Genomic DNA, 16,984 nt, shown 5'->3' with positions numbered 1-16,984 from the left:
AGATACGTCACGCCGGTGCTCCGAACGGCCCCTGTGAGGGAACGCGTCGGGCCCCGCACGCGCGTGCGGGGCCCGAATGCTCACACCCGGCGACCGGGCGGCGGCTGCACTACAACAGCCCGTCCCACATCTGTTCCAGCAGCACCGACCACCAGCTCTCCGGCGAACCGAGCGCCGCCGGGTCGAGGGCGGCGAGCTGCGCCTGGAAGTCGACGGTCCAGCGGCCCGCCTGCTCCTGGTTCAGCCCGTACCGCAGCCGCCACATCCGGCCCAGCAACGCCAGACACCGGGTGAACTCCGGCAGCCCGGTGTTCACGAACTGCGGCGGCACCGGCGCACCGCCCGGCCCCGCCTCCACCGGCACGGCCACGATGTTCGCCGTCCCGTACTGCACACAGATCGCCTTGCCGAAGTCGGTGCCCATGACGAGGTACGACCCCGCGTCCGGCGCCGGCCGCACCCCGCGCTCCGCCGCCAGCTCCGCCAGCGTCGGCACCGGGCGGCCCGGCTGCGCCTGCGCCCAGAAGAACGGGCCCATGTCCAGCGGCAGCCCCGCCACGACCAGCGTGTGCGCCACGATCGGCGGCACGCCCTGCCGGGACACCGCCTGCTGCTCGAACCGGAAGATCCCCGGCCCGAACGCCCCGGCCAGCTCCTGCGCGATCCCCTCCGGGGGCACCGGCGGCGCGGCCTGCACCGGCGGCAGCGGCGCCCGCACCGGCGCGGGCCGCGCGGGACCGTCCGCCACCTGGTGCAACTCGCCCTGGTGCGCCAGCAACTGCCGCATGCCCTGCTGCCGGCTCGCGTGGTCCGTGCCGTACGGCGCGATGCTCGCGATCCGCGCCTGCGGCCACTGCTCCCGGATCATCCGCGCGCAGTACGCCCCCGGCAGCTCGCACGACTCCAATTCCGTGTGCAGCTCCAGCACCTGGTCCGGCGGCACGTTCATGGCCCGCAGCTCGTGGAAGATCTGCCACTCCGGGTGCGGCGTCCCCGGCGCCGAACGCCGGATCAGCTGCTGCTCGGACCCGTCCTGCGCGCGGTACCGCAGCACGGCCTGATAACCGGGACCGACCGTCGGCTGCCCCTGCTGCGGATACCCGTACGCCGGCGCCTGCCCGGGCATGGCGGCACCCGGGGGCACGGGGGGCTGGACACCGGGAGCGCTGGGGGGCATGCCGGGTGCGCCCGGGGTACCGGGGGGCACGGGCGGCTGACCGCCGACGCCGGGCGGCATGGGCGGCTGACCTCCGGGGCCCGGAGGCATCGGCGGCTGACCACCAGAGCCCGGAGGCATCGGCGGCTGACCACCAGGGCCCGGAGGCATCGGCTGACCACCAGGGCCCGGAGGCATCGGCGGCTGACCGCCCGGAGTGCCGGGAGGCATGGCGGAGGCGCCCGGCACCGGGGGCATGCCCGGGGCGCCGGGGGCGGGCGGCGGGGGCACGCCCGGCCCGGCCACCGGCGGAGCGGCCAGCACGGTCTCCGCGTGGTGCACGGCACCGCGAGCGGAGGGGGTGCCGGGGGCACCGGGAGCAATCGGAGGCTGCGGGGCGCCTGGGGCACCGGGAGCCTGCTGCGCCGGCGGCGCCGGAGGCATGCCCGGAGCTCCCGGAGCCGCAGGGGCGCCGGACGGGTCCGGCATGCCCGGGGCACCCGGCGCACCCGGAGGCTGAGGTGTGCCGCCGCCCAGCCGGCTCGGGTCGGCCAGGACCGTGGCCGCGTGGTGCGCACCGCCCGACGGCGTACCGCCCGGCGTCCGCGCCCCGTCCGCGTCCCCCGGACCGACCTGCCCCTCGGGACCTTCCGGCCCGAGGGACGACACGAGCTGCGTCGGCACGTACCCGCCCGCGGGCGCACCCGGCGCGGACGGCGTCGCCGCGCTCCCCGGGCGCGCGCCCGGCGCTCCCGGGGCGCCCGGCGGCGGAGGCGGCGCGCCCACACCACCGCGCCCCTTCTTCGGCGGCGCCGCCTTGCTCGTCGCGGCGTCCGCGATGTCCCCCGCGTTCGGCGCGAGCCGCCGCGCGTGGGAGCCCGGGGCCCCCGGAGGTTGCGGCGCGTGCGGGGCACCACCCGGCGCCTGCGGATAGCCGTACCCCGGAGCGCCGGGCCCCTGCGGGTAGCCGTACGCCGGGGCGCCCGGCGCACCGGCGGGCGCGGGGGGCGGCGATGGAGTGCCCTGCGCCGGCGGGTAAGGCGGTACGCCCGCCGGGGGCGTGCCCGGGGCCGGCGGAACGTGCGGATGGCCGTACGCCGGCGTGCCCGGCTGCGGGGGCACACTGCCCTGGCCGACACCCGGGGCACCCTGCGGGACAGGCGCCCCGGGCGCACCATCCTGCGCGCCCGGCAGATCGAGTGCCGGCGCGACCGCCGTCGGCGGGAGCTGGCTACCGCCCGACATCAGCGCGGTCGGCGCGTCCGCAGCGACCGCCGGCGGACGCGGCGCCTCGTCCGCGTCGCTCAACGGCGGCGCGAACACCGTCGCGGGCAACGGCACGGAACGGTCGTCCTCACCGGACCCGGCGTTCGTGTCGGTACCGGCCCACGGCGTGGCCCCCACGGGCACATCCGCTCCCGCCGGCACCCCGGCCTGCGTCTCGGCCGGCCCGCTCCCACCCGAGGAGACCGCAGCACCGGAAGAAGCCGCGCCCGAAGCCGTACCGCCAGACGAACCGCCGTCAGCAACCGGAGCACCAGCAGACGCTGAACCGGCGTCAGCGGACGAATCCGCGACCGGAACCGGCGAACCCGCCCCCTCCGTACGCCGCTCCCCCAGCCCCAGCTTGTCCGCCGCCTCCTGCAACCACTCCGGAGGCGTCAGCAGGAACGACGTCTGGTTCAGGTCCAGCCGCGCGGCGGCCGGCGCCGGCACCGCGTCCCGCGGCTCGTCGGCGCGGCCGTACTCCTCCTCGTACCGGCGGATCACCTCACCCACCGGCAGCGCGGGCCAGAGCGTCGCCTCCCCGCTGTCCCGGGCGATGACCAGCCGCTGGCCGCCAGCGTCCGAACGCGGGCCCTCCGCCCGGTCCTCACCCCACACCACGAACCCCAGCTCGAACTCCCGCACCCGCACCTCACGGTGCTGGTACGCGGGCACGTCGCCGTTGATCCACTCCTCGGCGCGCTCCTGCGCCTGCGCGTACGTCACCATCGCCTGCAGCTCACTCCCCCACCGGGCCGGAAGACGCCGAGCCGGAAGACACCGGGACGACACGGGCGAAACCACCGTCCACCATCAGATGGGCCACCGTCTCCAACTCCGGCGGACTACCGGCCAGCCGGGACAGAAACGCGTCGAAGTCGTCGCCGCACGGCAGCAGCAGACGCTCCACCCGTTCCGCCGGCGACCACGACGGATCCACGTCCCGCACATCGTCGTACGCGCAGAACCACACCGAACCGACCCGCTCGCCCTTCACCTTCACCGCGAGCAGCCCGCCCTGCACGAAGGTCACCGCGAGGTAGTCCTTCGTCAGATGGTCGCGCAGGCACTTGTTCACGTACACCAGGTCATTGACCGCGGCCTCGTCCCGCACCGTGAAGAACGGCTGGTCCAGCAGCAGCCCCAACTCGGCGTCCAGCGCCGTACCGACCGGCGCGCAGCCACCCGCCGCCTTCAGGAACGAGCGGTAGGCACCCGGCAGCCGGTAGCCGAGGTCCTCCTCGACCCCCTGCACCTGCGCCTCCGTCACCGCCACACCCGACTTCGGCAACCCGAAGTGCGCCGGCCGCGACTCCTGCAACGGCCGCGTACCCCGCTTGCCGTGGTCCACCGGCGCCGTCGCCACCCCGCCGTGATGCCGCAGCAGCGCCTTCACCTCGACCGGCACCAGCTCCAGCCGCCGCGTACCCGCCACGTGATGCCACGTCCAGCCGTGCGGCGTCGCCACATCCGGCACCGTGTCCCACAACTCGTGCCCCGCCGCCGCCAGCGCCGCGTTCGCCGACACATAGTCCGTCAGCCGCAACTCGTCGACCCCGAACCCCTCCGGCGGCTCGGCGATCTCCACCGCCACACGCGCGTACGGCGAGAAATCCGGGTGACCCCGCTCATCGACCCGTACCCCTCTCGGGTGACGTGCCGCCCGGACCGGATCCGGAAAGTGCACGACCTGCCCGGCGTAGGCCGCGTTCGGCGGCGCGGCTTGCCCCCCGGCCTGGCCGCTGGGCGGTGCACCCAGCCCGAGCCGACCTGTCGTCATGGCGGTTGCCCCCTGCGGCGTTCTCTCTGGCCTGAACGGCGGTGTCGATCGCGGACGGCGACAGCCTATGCGGTACGCCAACCCCGGTCACCGGCCCACCGCATCCCCACCCCGGCACCCCTCGACCCCCACCCGCACCCCCGCCGGCCACCACCGTGACCAGCCGTCACCCCACCGTCACGGACCGCCCGGACACGGGCGTGTCGCACCGCCCCAGCTTCCCCACCAGCCACGGCATTTGGCACCCTGTGTCCTTCGGGGGGATGCCCGGGGAGGGAAGAACGATCATGAATACTCTGCGGACCGGAGGTACCGACGTGCGGGCCGGCGACCCTCGCATCGACTGGAGCGGCACCGACACACCCCCCGCCCCCACCCTCCGACACCGCCGCGACGGCATCCTGCCCACCGTCGCCGCCGCCCTCTCCGTCCGCGGCGCCACCCTCACCGGCACCGCCGCCCGCAGCGACCAGCCCCCGGCCCTGCACCACCTCGTCCAGGACTTCCTCGACACCCTCACCAGCGACCAACGCGACCGCTTCACCGGCCGCTGCGCCGAAGCCATCCTCATCTCCCGGCACATCGCCGCCGCCGACGCCGCCCGCAGCAAACGCGCCGCCCGCAGACCCATGACCAACGGCGAAGCCCGCAAAGCGCTCAAACACGCCAAACTCACCGCCCGCCGCATACGCGAGGACGGCGACCCCCTCCACGGCAGCTTCGCCGCACCCTGCCGCGCCTGCACCGCCCTCAGCGCCCACTTCGGCGTCCGCATCGTCGACCCCGCCGCGACCGACGACTGACCCCCGGCGACCACCCGCACCACCGGAACCACCAGCACGCACGACGATCGAAGGGCAGATGCACCCCGACCGCACCTCCACCACGCGCTTCCCCGTACCCGTCGACGCCGCCCTGCGCGCCGCCGGCTGGCAACCCGGACGCTGGGACATAAAGCAGGCCGAGACCTGGGCCGACACCCTGCGTGAACACACCTCACCCGCAGGACACCGGCACACCGTGTTCCCCGCCGCCGTCGAGGCCTGGGCCGAATTCGGCGGCCTGAACATCACCCCCGCCGGCCCCGGCCGCCAGATCGCCCCCGCCGGCCTCCACGTCGACCCCCTCCACGGCCTCCACCACGCCCGCACCCTCGCCGACCTCGGCCGCGCCCTCGGCACCGAACTCAGCCCCCTAGGCCAGGAGACCGACAACACCGCCCTCCTCGCCATCGACGCCGAAGGCCGCGTCTACACCATCGACCACACCGGCGACTGGTACCTCGGCCCCGACATGGACCACGCCCTGTGCACCCTCATCACCGGCATCCGACCGGTCCGCCTCACCGCCGGCTGACCCACCGGCACGCACCACGGCCGACCGGCCCCGGGCACGCACCACGGCCGACCGGCCCCCGGCACACGCCGCACCGCCGGCCGCCACCGCACACAGCACGGCCGGCCACCACCCCGGCACACACCGCCGACTCCCCCCGGCACGCCACGACCGGCCGACACCCCGCGCGTGCCACCGCCTCACCACCGCCCCGGTACGCCCCGGCCGCCATGCCGACACCCCGGCACCCCGCCGGACGGCACCCCGCACGTACCACCACTTCACCACCGCCCCGGTCCGCCCCCGCCGCCATGCCGACACCCCGGCACCCCGGCACCCCGCCGGACGGCACCCCGCACGTGCCACCGCCTCACGACCACCCCGGCGCGGCCCACCGCCGGCGCGGCCCACCGTCGACCCGCACCCCGGCACCCGCCCGCCCCACCGCCGGACGGCACCCGCGCCCCTACAGCCCGCCCAGCCCCGGCGGGTCGTCGTAGCCGGGGTCCGCGGACCCCGACGAAGGCCACTTCGTCGCCTCCTCCAGACGCCCCAGCTCGTCGTACATCCACCCACGAGCCGCCTTCCCCAGACGCACGGCCGCCTCCCCGCGCAGCCCGTCGTTCCCCTCCGGCGCCCACACCCCACCGGGCCACCGGGCCTCATGCGCGGCAAGCGCCGCCCGCCCCGCCTCCGACAGCCACCCGGACCCCACACCCTCATGACGATGAGCCCGCGCACCGGCGACCATCACCACCACCACGACCGCCGACACGACCCACACCGGCCCGCCCCGCGCCGCCGCGACAGCCACCGCCGCCACCCCCAGCAACCCCGACACCCAGTGAGCCACCCACAACAGGAAGTCGGCCGCACCGAACGCCCGCACCCGCGACGGACTGCCGTCGACCAGCCCCCACTCCGCCAGCCGGTCACCGACCGCGTCGATCGCCGGACGCCTCACCAACCGGTCCATCCGCCGCCACACCCGGCGCCGCGGCCGCACACCCATCACCCCGATCACAGCCGCCTCCACCGCGTCCCGCGGCACCGGATCAGTGATCGTGACCACCTGGCCCCGCACCGACAACCGCCCACCCAGCAGCATCGACGCCATCGCCGTCCGCCCGACGTACGCACCCCGGCCCGAGAGGAACGCCACCTCGTACGGACCCAGCTCCACACCCTCCGGCCACGCACCCACCGGCGCCTCCGCACAGCGCCGGTACGCCCGGCGGAAGAACCAGCCGGCGACCCCCGTCACCACACAGCAAAGACCGAGCAGAACCCCCCACGCCACGGCTCACCCCCCGGCCCGGGCCCAAAAACCCGGCGACCTGCCCCCCGCATGCCCCCACCAGGACAAGGTCACGAACTGCCCACCCCTACGCCGCCGGAATCACCGCCGACACCCGGAAACCCCCCGCATCCGTCGGACCCGACACGAACACCCCACCCAGCGCCACGACCCGCTCCCGCATCCCCACCAGGCCGTTCCCACCCGACGGCAACCCCGCCGCCGACGCCGACGCCGGCTCCGGCGGCGGCTCGTTCTCCACCTGCATCGCGATCTCCGACACCCGATGCGCCAACCGCACATGCGTCTTCGCACCCGCCGCGTGCTTGTGGACGTTCGTCAACGCCTCCTGCACCACCCGGTACGCCGTCTGCTCGATCTCCGCCGCATACGACCGCACCTCCCCCTCGACCGACAGATCCACCACCATCCCCGCGGCGGCCGACTGCCCGATCAACTCATCCAGCTCCGACAGACACGGCCCCTCCCCGGACCCGTCCACCTCGGCCACCCGCGAAGCCGCCGCCGCAGCCGCCTCCCCCACCGCCGCCAACGGCGCCGACGCCGCACGCCGGCCCGCGCCCTCCCCCGCCCGCAGCACCCCCAGCATCTCCCGCAACTCGGTCAACGCCTGCCGCCCCATGTCCCCCACCAACGCGGCATTGCGCACCGCCTTCTCCGGGTCCTTCCGCGCCACCGCCTGCAACGCCGCCGCATGCACCACCATCAGACTCACCCGGTGCGCGACCACGTCATGCATCTCCCGAGCGATCCGCGTCCGCTCCTCGTTACGCGCCCACTCGGCCCGCTCCTCCGCCCGCTCCGCGAGCAACTGCAGCTCCCGCTCCAGACTGTCCGCCCGCTCCCGCAAGCTCTCCATCAACCGCCGCCGCGCCCCCACGTACAGCCCCAGCAACACCGGCGGAGCCGTCAGCCCCAACGCCGTCGTCACCGCCGCGAACGGCACGAACCAGTCACCCAGCGTCAGATCACCACGCGACATGTCCTGCCGCACCCGCACGAACGTCACCACCGCCGTCCCCAGCAGCGACATCCCCGCCAACGCCCCGATGATCCGCCGCGGCAACTCCGCCGCCGCCAGCGTGTACAGACCGACCACACCCATCAGGAAACCCATCTGGGCAGGCGTGATCGCGATCGCCACCAACACCACCGCGATCGGCCACTTCCGGCGCACCAACAACACCGAACCGGCGATCAGACCGAACACGATCCCCACGGACGCCGGGATCCCCGCGTCCCGCGCGAACGGAATCCCCTCCGCCGCGCACTCCATCGCGGACACCAGCGCCAGCGCCCCGTCGAGCGCCGCGCCGCGCCGCCTCACCCACCACCAAGGGCCGGTCAGCGCCCTCTCGTGGTCTTCCCCCGTCGTGGTCATGCCTCCAGCCTACGGGCGAGCGGTGCGGCATTTCCGGTGACTTTCGCCTACCACCACACGCCACCCTCGGTAACCGAACGACCTCGAAACCACCCGCTATCCCTCGAACTGGTGAACCTCTCCCGTTCGCCCCCGGAACCCAACATTCCGTCCGGACGGTATGCGTATGGCACATTCACCGGGCACATACGCCGACTTCGAGGGGCTGCGGGAACAGGCGATCGCCCTGCGCCGGGCAGGCCGCAGCCTCCGCCAGATCCGCGACGAGCTGAAGATCTACAACAACGACATCCTCAACCAACTGGTGAAGGGCGAGCCCCCGCCGGCCTGGACGAGGCGCCCGAGGGCGAAGGACGACCTGCGAGCGCGGGCACGAGAGCTACGGCTCCAGGGCTGGACCTACGACCAGATCGAGGCGGAACTGGGCTGCTCACGGAGTTCGGTGTCGCTGTGGGTGCGCGATCTACCGAAGCCGGCACCCAGGTACACACCAGAGGAGCAACGGGCTCTGATGCAGGAGGGCCTGGCAAAGCGCCGCGCTGCCGACAGGGAGAAGCTGGAGCGGACGAAAGCAGCAGCCCTCGACGAGGTCGGTGAACTCACCGATCGCGAGCTCTTCATGGCGGGAATCGCCCTTTACTGGGCAGAGGGGGCAAAGAGCAAGCCGTACGACCGCCGGGAACGTGCGATCTTCGTCAACAGCGACCCGGGCGTGATCCGGACCTACCTGGCGTGGCTGGACCTGCTCGGCGTGGATCGCGAGCGCCTGACCTTCCGGGTGCTCATCCACGAGTCAGCGGACGTCGCGGCCGCCCATCGCCAGTGGGCGGACATCGCCGATGTCGACCCGGGTGTCTTCGCCAAGCCGACGTTGAAGCGGCACAACCCCAAGACGGTCCGCAAGAACATCGGCGACGACTACCACGGTTGCCTTGTCGTCGGCGTAGCCAGAAGTGCCCATCTGTACAACCGCATCGAAGGATGGTGGAACGGGATCGTGGCCCAGGCCCAGGCACGTCTCGGGTAAGGTCTGAATCGCTGTCCCCCGTGGTGTAACTGGCAGCACACTGGTTTTTGGTACCAGCAGGACAAGGTTCGAATCCTTGCGGGGGAGCCACAGCACACAAGACCTAGGTTCGGGCCCTGACACCACCGTCAGGGCCCGCGCTCATGTCCCCCCCAACCCGCCCCGGTATCCTGCGGCTGTCACCCCCACCCACCCACAGCCGAAGGGCAACCCCGTGAGCGCCATCCGCCCGGCCGCCGTCGTCGTTCTCGCAGCGGGTGAGGGCACCCGTATGAAGTCGGCCACACCGAAGGTCCTGCACGACATCTGCGGCCGTTCCCTGGTCGGACACGTGCTGGCCGCCGCCCGTGAGTTGGACCCGCAGAACCTGGTCGTCGTGGTGGGCCACGCCCGTGAGCAGGTCGGCGCGCACCTCGCCGAGATCGACCCGGCCACCAGGACCGCCGTGCAGGCGGAGCAGAACGGGACCGGGCACGCCGTGCGGATGGGTCTGGAGGAGCTGGGCGGGTCCGTCGACGGGACGGTCGTGGTGGTGTGCGGGGACACGCCGCTGCTCACCGCCGACACGCTCCGCCGGCTCGCCGGGACGCATCACGCCGACGGCAACGCCGTGACCGTGCTGACGGCCGAGGTCCCGGACGCGACCGGTTACGGCCGGATCGTGCGGGACGAGGCGACGGGTGCCGTCACCGCGATCGTGGAGCACAAGGACGCGTCCGAGGCGCAGCGGGAGATCCGGGAGATCAACAGCGGTGTGTTCGCGTTCGACGGGCAGTTGTTGGCGGACGCGCTGAAGAAGGTGCGGACGGACAACAGCCAGGGTGAGGAGTACCTCACGGACGTGCTGGGGATCCTGCGGGAGGCCGGGCACCGGGTGGGGGCGTCGGTGGCGGCCGATCACCGTGAGATCGCCGGGATCAACAACCGGGTGCAGCTCGCTCAGGCGCGGCGGATCCTGAACGACCGGCTGTTGGAGCGGGCGATGCTGGAGGGGGTCACGATCGTGGATCCGGCGTCCACGTGGGTGGATGTGACCGTCAGCTTCGAGCGGGACGCGGTGGTGCATCCGGGGACGCAGCTCATGGGGTCGACGCGGCTGGGTGAGGGTGCCGAGGTGGGGCCCAACTGTCGGCTGAAGGACACCGAGGTGGGTGCGGGGGCGCGGGTGGACAACACGGTGTCCGACGGGGCGGTCGTGGGGCCGCAGGCGTCCGTGGGGCCGTTCGCGTATCTGCGGCCGGGGACCCGGCTGGGTGCGAAGGGCAAGATCGGGACGTACGTGGAGACGAAGAACGCGTCCATCGGGGAGGGCACGAAGGTGCCGCACCTGTCGTACGTGGGGGACGCGAGGATCGGTGAGTACACGAACATCGGCGCGGCGAGTGTGTTCGTGAACTACGACGGTCAGGACAAGCATCACACCACGGTGGGGTCGCATTGCCGGACCGGTGCGGACAACATGTTTGTGGCGCCTGTCACGGTCGGGGACGGTGCTTACACCGCGGCCGGGTCGGTGATCACGAAGGATGTGCCGCCGGGTTCGCTGGCCGTGGCCCGTGGTCAGCAGCGGAATATCGAGGGTTGGGTGGCCCGGAAGCGGCCGGGGAGCGCGGCGGCGAAGGCGGCCGAGGCGTCGTCCCGGCAGGGTGAGAACGAGGACTGACCGGAAACGGGTGCGCCAAACACGGCGTACCGTGATAAGTGCACATCCGCACGTGTGCACCCCGCACCCTTACCAGCTGATATGGCCTCTCACGCCCCAGCCGAGAGGTCGCCGAGCAGCCGGCTGGCTGAGACAACCTCTGAGGAGACTGTGCTGTGACCGGGATCAAGACGACCGGCGAGAAGAAGATGATGTTCTTCTCCGGCCGCGCCCACCCCGAGCTTGCCGAGGAGGTCGCCCAGCAGCTGGGTGTCGGGGTTGTCCCGACGAAGGCCTTCGACTTCGCGAATGGTGAGATCTATGTCCGTTACCAGGAGTCGGCTCGTGGTGCGGACTGCTTCCTGATTCAGAGCCACACGGCTCCGATCAACAAGTGGATCATGGAGCAGTTGATCATGATCGATGCGCTGAAGCGTGCTTCGGCGCGGTCGATCACCGTGATCGTGCCGTTCTACGGTTACGCGCGGCAGGACAAGAAGCACCGGGGTCGTGAACCGATTTCTGCGCGTCTGATCGCGGATCTGATGAAGACGGCGGGTGCGGACCGCATCCTGACCGTGGATCTGCACACCGACCAGATCCAGGGTTTCTTCGACGGGCCGGTGGACCACCTGTTCGCGTTGCCGCTGCTGGCGGACTACGTGGGTGCGAAGGTGGACCGGGAGAAGCTGACGGTCGTGTCGCCGGACGCGGGTCGGGTGCGGGTGGCGGACCGGTGGTGTGACCGGCTCGGTGCGCCGCTGGCGATCGTGCACAAGCGGCGTGACAAGGATGTGGCGAACCAGGTGACCGTCCACGAGGTCGTGGGTGAGGTCAAGGGTCGTGTGTGTGTCCTGGTGGACGACATGATCGACACGGGTGGCACGATCTGCGCCGCTGCCGACGCGCTGTTCGCGCATGGTGCGGAGGATGTCATCGTGACGGCGACGCACGGTGTGCTGTCGGGTCCGGCGGCCGATCGGCTGAAGAACTCGCGGGTGAGTGAGTTCGTGTTCACGAACACGCTGCCGACGCCGGGTGAGCTGGCGGTGGATCTGGACAAGATCAAGGTGCTGTCGATCGCTCCGACGATCGCGAGTGCGGTGCGTGAGGTGTTCGAGGACGGCTCGGTGACCAGCCTCTTCGACGAGCAGTGAGGTTTCTGCAGTCTCCGCTGCACCTCCTTTCGCAGCCCCTGCTGTGATCGTTTTGGGTACGGTCTCCCCCTCCGAGTAGACTGCTGAAGTTGCTCGGCGAGGGAGGCCGTACTCGTGTACGGCGGTCCGTTATCGACGCGCTCTTCGTAGCAGGCCGTTCGTGGCCGGGTGACCACGTCCGTTCCGATTACCTACGAGGAGTGATCCACATGTCCGAGGTGAAGCTCAGCGCCGAGACCCGCACCGAGTTCGGCAAGGGTGCGGCCCGCCGCATCCGCCGCGAGAACAAGGTTCCGGGTGTGCTGTACGGCCACGGCTCCGACCCGCTGCACCTGACCCTGCCGGGCCACGACCTGCTGCTGGCGCTGCGTACGCCGAACGTCCTGATCTCCCTGGACATCGACGGCAAGACCAACGAGCTGGCGATCCCGAAGGCCGTGCAGCGCGACCCGCTGAAGGGCTTCCTGGAGCACGTCGACCTTCAGCTGGTCAAGCGTGGCGAGAAGGTCACGGTCGAGATCTTCGTTCACACCGAGGGTGAGCTGGCGCCGGGCGGCAACCTGCTGGAGCACGTCCTGAACGCGCTGCCCGTCGAGACCGAGGCCACGCACATCCCCGAGTCGGTCACCGTCTCCATCGAGGGCCTGGAGGCCGGCGCCTCCATCCTCGCCAAGGACATCCCGCTCCCGTCCGGCACCACGCTGGCCGTCGAGGAGGACACGGTCGTCCTGCAGGTCCTGGCCGCGCAGGCCGAGGAGACCGCGGGCGAGGGCGCCGAGGGCGAGGAGGCGGCGGAGGCCTGATCCTCGCCGTCGTCATCATCTGTTCAGCCGCCGCCTCCCTCGCCGGGGGCGGCGGCTGGCGCGTATCAAGGAGACATGGACGTGACCACCGCCGCCAGTGATCCCTGGCTCATCGTCGGGCTCGGCAATCCCGGGCCGGAGTACGCCATGAACCGGCACAACGTCGGCTTCATGGTGGCCGACCTGCTCGCGGAGCGGATCGGGGGGAAGTTGAAGCGGGCGGCCAGGGCGCAGGCGCAGGTGCTGGAGGGGCGGATCGGTCCGGCGGGGCCGGGGAGCCGTCGGGTGGTCCTGGCGAAGCCGATGTCGTACATGAACCTGTCCGGTGGTCCGGTGAACGCGCTGCGGGACTTCTACAAGGTTCCGGTGGGGAACGTCGTCGCGGTCCATGACGAGCTGGACATCGACTACGGGACGCTGCGGCTGAAGCTGGGCGGCGGTGACAACGGGCACAACGGTCTGAAGTCGATGACGAAGGCGATGGGGCCGGACTACCACCGGGTGCGGTGCGGGATCGGCCGGCCGCCGGGTCGGATGCAGGTGGCGGACTTCGTGCTGAAGGACTTCTCCTCGGCGGAGCGCAAGGAGCTGGACTGGTTCGTGGACCGTGCGGCGGACGCGGTGGAGTGTCTGGTGACGGAGGGGCTGGAGCGGGCGCAGAGCGCGTACAACTCCTGACTTGTCCGGGCTTGGCCCCGCGGGGAGTTGACCGGTCGTAGGGATATGGCCAATGATCCCGGCCATGCCTGCCACTGCCAGTACCGCTCGTCAGGGGTCCGTGTCCGCGTTGCGGTTCGGGCGGGTCGCGGCGATGGGTGTGCTCGCCGCGCTGATTCTGTTCGCCGGGGTGCGGGGGTCCTGGGGGACCGCGCAGCACGTGATGCTGGCGAAGGGGCGTGAGTCCGGGACGGTCAGGGTGACGCGGTGTGCCGGGGACACCTGTACGGGGCCGTTCACGCCGACGTCGGCGGGGGCGCGGCCACGCGCGCGCGTGGAGATCGAGAAGTCCGTGGCGGTGCGTACGGGGTCGACGTACGCCGTCGTGCTGAAGCCCGGTACCGGGGACGCGGTGCGGTCCGGTCCGGCGGGCATCCTGTTCGCCTGGGTGCCGTTGGGCGGGGCGCTGCTGCTGGCCTCGGTGGTGGTGGCGGGCGGGATGCGGCTGGTGCGGGCGGCGTGGGTGCTGGGGTTGTCCGGTGCGGTGCTGCTGACGGCGGCGTTCGCGGCGTTGCAGTGAGGTGAGCAAAAGAGGGTGCCCCCGGGGTCGTGCGACCTCGGGGGCACCCTCTTTGTCCGGTGGGTCCGGTGGCGGTCAGCCGGTGTTGCGCAGGCCCGCCGCCACGCCGTTGACGGTGAGGAGCAGGGCGCGGGAGAGCAGCGGGTCGGGGTCGGTGCCGGCCGCGGCGGCCTCTCGCTGCCGCTTGAGCAGGGCGACCTGGAGGTAGGAGATGGGGTCCAGGTAGGCGTCGCGGATGGCGAAGGTCTGCTTGAGGACCGGCTGGGCGTCCAGGAGTTCCTGCTCGCCGGTGATCCGCAGGACTTCGCGGACGGTCAGCTCGTGTTCGGCCTTGATGGTGTCGAAGACGTGCTTGAGCTCGTCGGGGACGAGGGTGTCGACGTAGTGCTGGGCGATCCGCAGGTCGGTCTTGGCGAGGGTCATCTCGACGTTGGAGATGAAGTTGCGGAAGAAGTGCCACTGCTGGTGCATCTCGTCGAGCACGGTGTCGAGGCCGGCCTCGCGCAGGGCCTTGAGGCCGGAGCCGACGCCGAACCAGCCGGGGACGATCTGCCGGGACTGGGTCCAGCCGAACACCCACGGGATGGCGCGCAGGCCGTCGAGCGAGACGCCGGAGCCGGGGCGGCGCGAGGGCCGGGAGCCCAGGTGCAGGTCGGCGAGCTGGTCCACCGGCGTCGACGCCAGGAAGTACGTCGGCAGGTCCGGGTCCTCGACGAGGCGGCGGTAGGCGGCGTGGGCGGCGTCGGAGACGACGTCCATGGCCGCGTCCCAGCGGGCGAGGGCCTCGTCGGACTGGCGGGGGGCGGTGTGCAGGGCGGAGGCCTGCAGCGTCGCGGCCACCGTCAGCTCCAGGTTCTCCCGGGCCAGCGAGGGGATGAGGTACTTGTCGGAGATGACCTCGCCCTGCTCGGTGACCTTGATCTCGCCCTCCAGGGTGCCCCAGGGCTGGGCGAGGATGGCGTCGTGGGAGGGGCCGCCGCCGCGGCCGACGGTGCCGCCGCGGCCGTGGAAGAGGCGCAGGCGTACGCCGTAGCGGTGGGCGACGTCGCGCAGCCGGCGCTGGGCGCGGTGGATCTCCCACTGGCTGGTGGTGATGCCGCCGAACTTGGAGGAGTCGGAGTAGCCGAGCATGACCTCCTGGACGTCGCCGCGCAGCGCGACCAGGCGCCGGTAGGACGGGTCGGAGAGCATGTCCTCCAGGATGGTGTCGGCGGCCTTCAGCTCGTCGGTGGTCTCCAGCAGGGGGACGATGCCGATCTTGGCCCAGCCGGCGTGCAGGTCGAGCAGTCCGGCCTCGCGGGCGAGGACGGCGGCGGCGAAGACGTCGTCGGCGCCCTGGCACATGGAGATGATGTAGGACTCGATGACCTCGGGGCCGAAGACCTCCAGGGCCTTCTTGACGGTCTCGAAGACGCCGAGGGTCTTCTGCCCGGCGGCGTCGACGGGGGCCGGGGTGGGGGCGAGCGGCCTTCTGGAGCGCAGTTCCTTGGCGAGGAGCTTGGCCCGGTAGTCGCGGGGCATGTCGGCGTAGCGCCAGGACTCCTCGCCGAGCCGGTCGAAGAGCTGGCCGAGGGCGTGGTGGTGGGCGTCGGCGTGTTCGCGGACGTCCATGGTGGCGAGCTGGAGGCCGAAGGCGGCCAGGGTGCGGATGGTGCGGGCGAGGCGGCCGTCGGCGAACAGGCCGCCGCGGTGCTCGCGCAGGGAGGCCTGGATGATGCGCAGGTCCTTCAGCAGCTCACCGGTGCCGAGGTAGTCGCGGCCCTCCTCGTGCGGGGTGCCCTTGGCGAGGCGCTGCTTGGTGTTCTCCAGCTTCTGCCGGATGCAGGTGGCCTTGAGGCGGTAGGGCTCCTCGGCGTTGAGGCGCTTGTAGCGGGGGCTGATCTCGGGGAGCAGCTCCAGGTCGGTCTTGAGGGAGTCGAGGAGCTCTTCGGTGGCGCCGGCGTAGCGGATGGAGTTGGAGAGCAGTCCGCGCAGCTCGTCGATCGTCTCCAGGGCGTCGTTGATGCCGTGTTCGTGCTGGAGGATGAGGATGTCCCAGGTGACCTGGGGGGTGACGTTGGGGTTGCCGTCGCGGTCGCCGCCGATCCAGGTGCCGAAGGTGAGGGGGCGGGTGTCGTCGGGGAGCTTGACGCCGACGCGTTCCAGTTCGGCGGTCAGGTCCTCCAGGACGTCCCCGACGGCGTCGGCGTGCAGCTCGTCCAGGTAGTAGATCGCGTTGCGGGCCTCGTCCGCGGGTTCGGGGCGTACGACGCGCAGCTCGTCGGTCTGCCAGACGAGGTCGATGTTCTCGGCGAGGCGGACGTCGTGGCGGCGGCGGTCGGTGTCGAGGACGGGGGTGTCCAGGAGCGCGGCGATGCGCCGGAGCTTGTTGAGGACGGACCGGCGCGCGGCCTCGGTGGGGTGCGCGGTGAAGACCGGGCGGACGTTGAGGTTCTGGACGGTCTGCCGCAGGTGCTCGGGGTCGGCGTCCTTGAGCCGGTCGGCCGTGCGGGAGAGCAGGCCGCCCTCGGCGGCGCGCCGGGCGCGCAGTTCGCGGCCGCGGTGCACCTGTTCGGTGATGTTGGCGAGGTGGAAGTAGGTGGAGAAGGCGCGGACCAGCTTGGCCGCGGTCTCCAGTTCGGTGCCCCGCAGCAGCTCGGCGGCGGCGTCACCGTCTTCTCGGGTGAGGCGGCGGACCTTCTCGACCAGTTCGAGGAGCTCGGGGCCTTCCTGCCGGACGAGGGTCTCCCCCAGGAGATCACCCAGCCGGCGGATGTCGGCGCGCAGCTCGCTGCTGGTCGTGGTGGTCTGGTCGTCGGCACTGCTCACAGGTGCGGCTCCTTGCAGTGTTGAAGCTCGTCTGGGAGGGAACCCGACCGGCTGCCACACACGGCGGGTGCCGC

At 72.1% G+C, this 16,984-nt stretch carries 13 protein-coding genes and 1 tRNA gene; 9 read left to right on the top strand and 5 right to left on the bottom strand.

Features of this window, described 5'->3' with window-relative positions; all coding sequences use genetic code 11:
• Nucleotides 1–109 precede the first annotated feature (109 nt).
• Together OO52_RS47045 and OO52_RS10350 are read right to left on the bottom strand one after the other, a co-directional pair.
• Nucleotides 110–3,151 (bottom strand): SUKH-4 family immunity protein, encoded by a 3,042-nt coding sequence (locus tag OO52_RS47045; protein ID WP_078876744.1) that lies wholly within the window; start codon nt 3,149–3,151, stop codon nt 110–112.
• 10 nt (nt 3,152–3,161) lie between these two features.
• On the bottom strand, nt 3,162–4,202 hold the full coding sequence (locus tag OO52_RS10350; protein WP_030657912.1) for an SMI1/KNR4 family protein: 1,041 nt from the start codon (nt 4,200–4,202) through the stop codon (nt 3,162–3,164).
• 287 nt (nt 4,203–4,489) lie between these two features.
• Here OO52_RS10350 and OO52_RS10345 point away from each other — a divergent pair, with 287 nt between their 5' ends.
• Nucleotides 4,490–5,005, top strand: a complete 516-nt coding sequence (locus tag OO52_RS10345; protein ID WP_030650577.1) for a YwqJ-related putative deaminase — start codon at nt 4,490–4,492, stop codon at nt 5,003–5,005.
• A 58-nt stretch (nt 5,006–5,063) separates the two neighbouring features.
• Complete coding sequence (locus tag OO52_RS10340) at nt 5,064–5,558, top strand: SUKH-3 domain-containing protein (RefSeq protein WP_030650574.1); 495 nt, start codon at nt 5,064–5,066, stop codon at nt 5,556–5,558.
• Nucleotides 5,559–6,003: 445 nt separating this feature from the next.
• On the opposite strand, the gene OO52_RS10335 is transcribed toward OO52_RS10340, so the two are convergent.
• Nucleotides 6,004–6,837 (bottom strand): TIGR04222 domain-containing membrane protein, encoded by an 834-nt coding sequence (locus tag OO52_RS10335; RefSeq protein ID WP_030650570.1) that lies wholly within the window; start codon nt 6,835–6,837, stop codon nt 6,004–6,006.
• Between the two features lie 85 nt (nt 6,838–6,922).
• On the bottom strand, nt 6,923–8,236 hold the full coding sequence (locus tag OO52_RS10330; RefSeq protein ID WP_030650565.1) for a sensor histidine kinase: 1,314 nt from the start codon (nt 8,234–8,236) through the stop codon (nt 6,923–6,925).
• A 166-nt stretch (nt 8,237–8,402) separates the two neighbouring features.
• Here OO52_RS10330 and OO52_RS10325 point away from each other — a divergent pair, with 166 nt between their 5' ends.
• From OO52_RS10325 to OO52_RS10295, 7 genes are all read left to right on the top strand, one after another.
• Nucleotides 8,403–9,263, top strand: coding sequence for a helix-turn-helix domain-containing protein (locus OO52_RS10325; RefSeq protein WP_030650561.1), 861 nt, complete (start codon nt 8,403–8,405; stop codon nt 9,261–9,263).
• 14 nt (nt 9,264–9,277) lie between these two features.
• Nucleotides 9,278–9,353, top strand: a tRNA-Gln gene (locus OO52_RS10320).
• A gap of 124 nt (nt 9,354–9,477) precedes the next feature.
• Nucleotides 9,478–10,926, top strand: a complete 1,449-nt coding sequence (gene glmU / locus OO52_RS10315) for a bifunctional UDP-N-acetylglucosamine diphosphorylase/glucosamine-1-phosphate N-acetyltransferase GlmU (protein ID WP_031095684.1) — start codon at nt 9,478–9,480, stop codon at nt 10,924–10,926.
• Between the two features lie 155 nt (nt 10,927–11,081).
• On the top strand, nt 11,082–12,062 hold the full coding sequence (locus tag OO52_RS10310; RefSeq protein ID WP_030650555.1) for a ribose-phosphate diphosphokinase: 981 nt from the start codon (nt 11,082–11,084) through the stop codon (nt 12,060–12,062).
• A gap of 209 nt (nt 12,063–12,271) precedes the next feature.
• Nucleotides 12,272–12,865, top strand: coding sequence for a 50S ribosomal protein L25/general stress protein Ctc (locus tag OO52_RS10305; protein ID WP_030650552.1), 594 nt, complete (start codon nt 12,272–12,274; stop codon nt 12,863–12,865).
• A gap of 75 nt (nt 12,866–12,940) precedes the next feature.
• Entirely contained in the window at nt 12,941–13,543 is a 603-nt protein-coding gene (pth, locus tag OO52_RS10300) for an aminoacyl-tRNA hydrolase (protein WP_030650549.1), read from the top strand.
• Between the two features lie 52 nt (nt 13,544–13,595).
• Nucleotides 13,596–14,102: a hypothetical protein gene (locus tag OO52_RS10295; protein ID WP_030650546.1), complete on the top strand. Its 507-nt coding sequence runs from the start codon at nt 13,596–13,598 to the stop codon at nt 14,100–14,102.
• A gap of 75 nt (nt 14,103–14,177) precedes the next feature.
• Here OO52_RS10295 and ppc read toward each other — a convergent pair whose 3' ends face one another.
• On the bottom strand, nt 14,178–16,910 hold the full coding sequence (ppc, locus tag OO52_RS10290) for a phosphoenolpyruvate carboxylase (protein ID WP_030650544.1): 2,733 nt from the start codon (nt 16,908–16,910) through the stop codon (nt 14,178–14,180).
• Nucleotides 16,911–16,984: the final 74 nt, after the last annotated feature.

The sequence above is a fragment of the Streptomyces flaveolus genome (assembly GCF_000716535.1).
Classification (GTDB): Bacteria; Actinomycetota; Actinomycetes; order Streptomycetales; family Streptomycetaceae; genus Streptomyces; species Streptomyces flaveolus_A.
The sequence above is the reverse complement of the archived record's forward strand: the minus strand, read 5'-3'. Positions and strand labels throughout refer to the sequence as shown.

Bases quoted from the DNA above. Each gene is read 5' to 3' on its own strand.
- OO52_RS47045 (WP_078876744.1), bottom strand. From the start codon at position 3,151: ATGGTGACGTACGCGCAGGCGCAGGAGCGCGCCGAGGAGTGGATCAAC.
- OO52_RS10350 (WP_030657912.1), bottom strand. From the start codon at position 4,202: ATGACGACAGGTCGGCTCGGGCTGGGTGCACCGCCCAGCGGCCAGGCC.
- OO52_RS10345 (WP_030650577.1), top strand. From the start codon at position 4,490: ATGAATACTCTGCGGACCGGAGGTACCGACGTGCGGGCCGGCGACCCT.
- OO52_RS10340 (WP_030650574.1), top strand. From the start codon at position 5,064: ATGCACCCCGACCGCACCTCCACCACGCGCTTCCCCGTACCCGTCGAC.
- OO52_RS10330 (WP_030650565.1), bottom strand. From the start codon at position 8,236: ATGACCACGACGGGGGAAGACCACGAGAGGGCGCTGACCGGCCCTTGG.
- OO52_RS10325 (WP_030650561.1), top strand. From the start codon at position 8,403: ATGGCACATTCACCGGGCACATACGCCGACTTCGAGGGGCTGCGGGAA.
- OO52_RS10305 (WP_030650552.1), top strand. From the start codon at position 12,272: ATGTCCGAGGTGAAGCTCAGCGCCGAGACCCGCACCGAGTTCGGCAAG.
- pth (WP_030650549.1), top strand. From the start codon at position 12,941: ATGGACGTGACCACCGCCGCCAGTGATCCCTGGCTCATCGTCGGGCTC.
- OO52_RS10295 (WP_030650546.1), top strand. From the start codon at position 13,596: ATGATCCCGGCCATGCCTGCCACTGCCAGTACCGCTCGTCAGGGGTCC.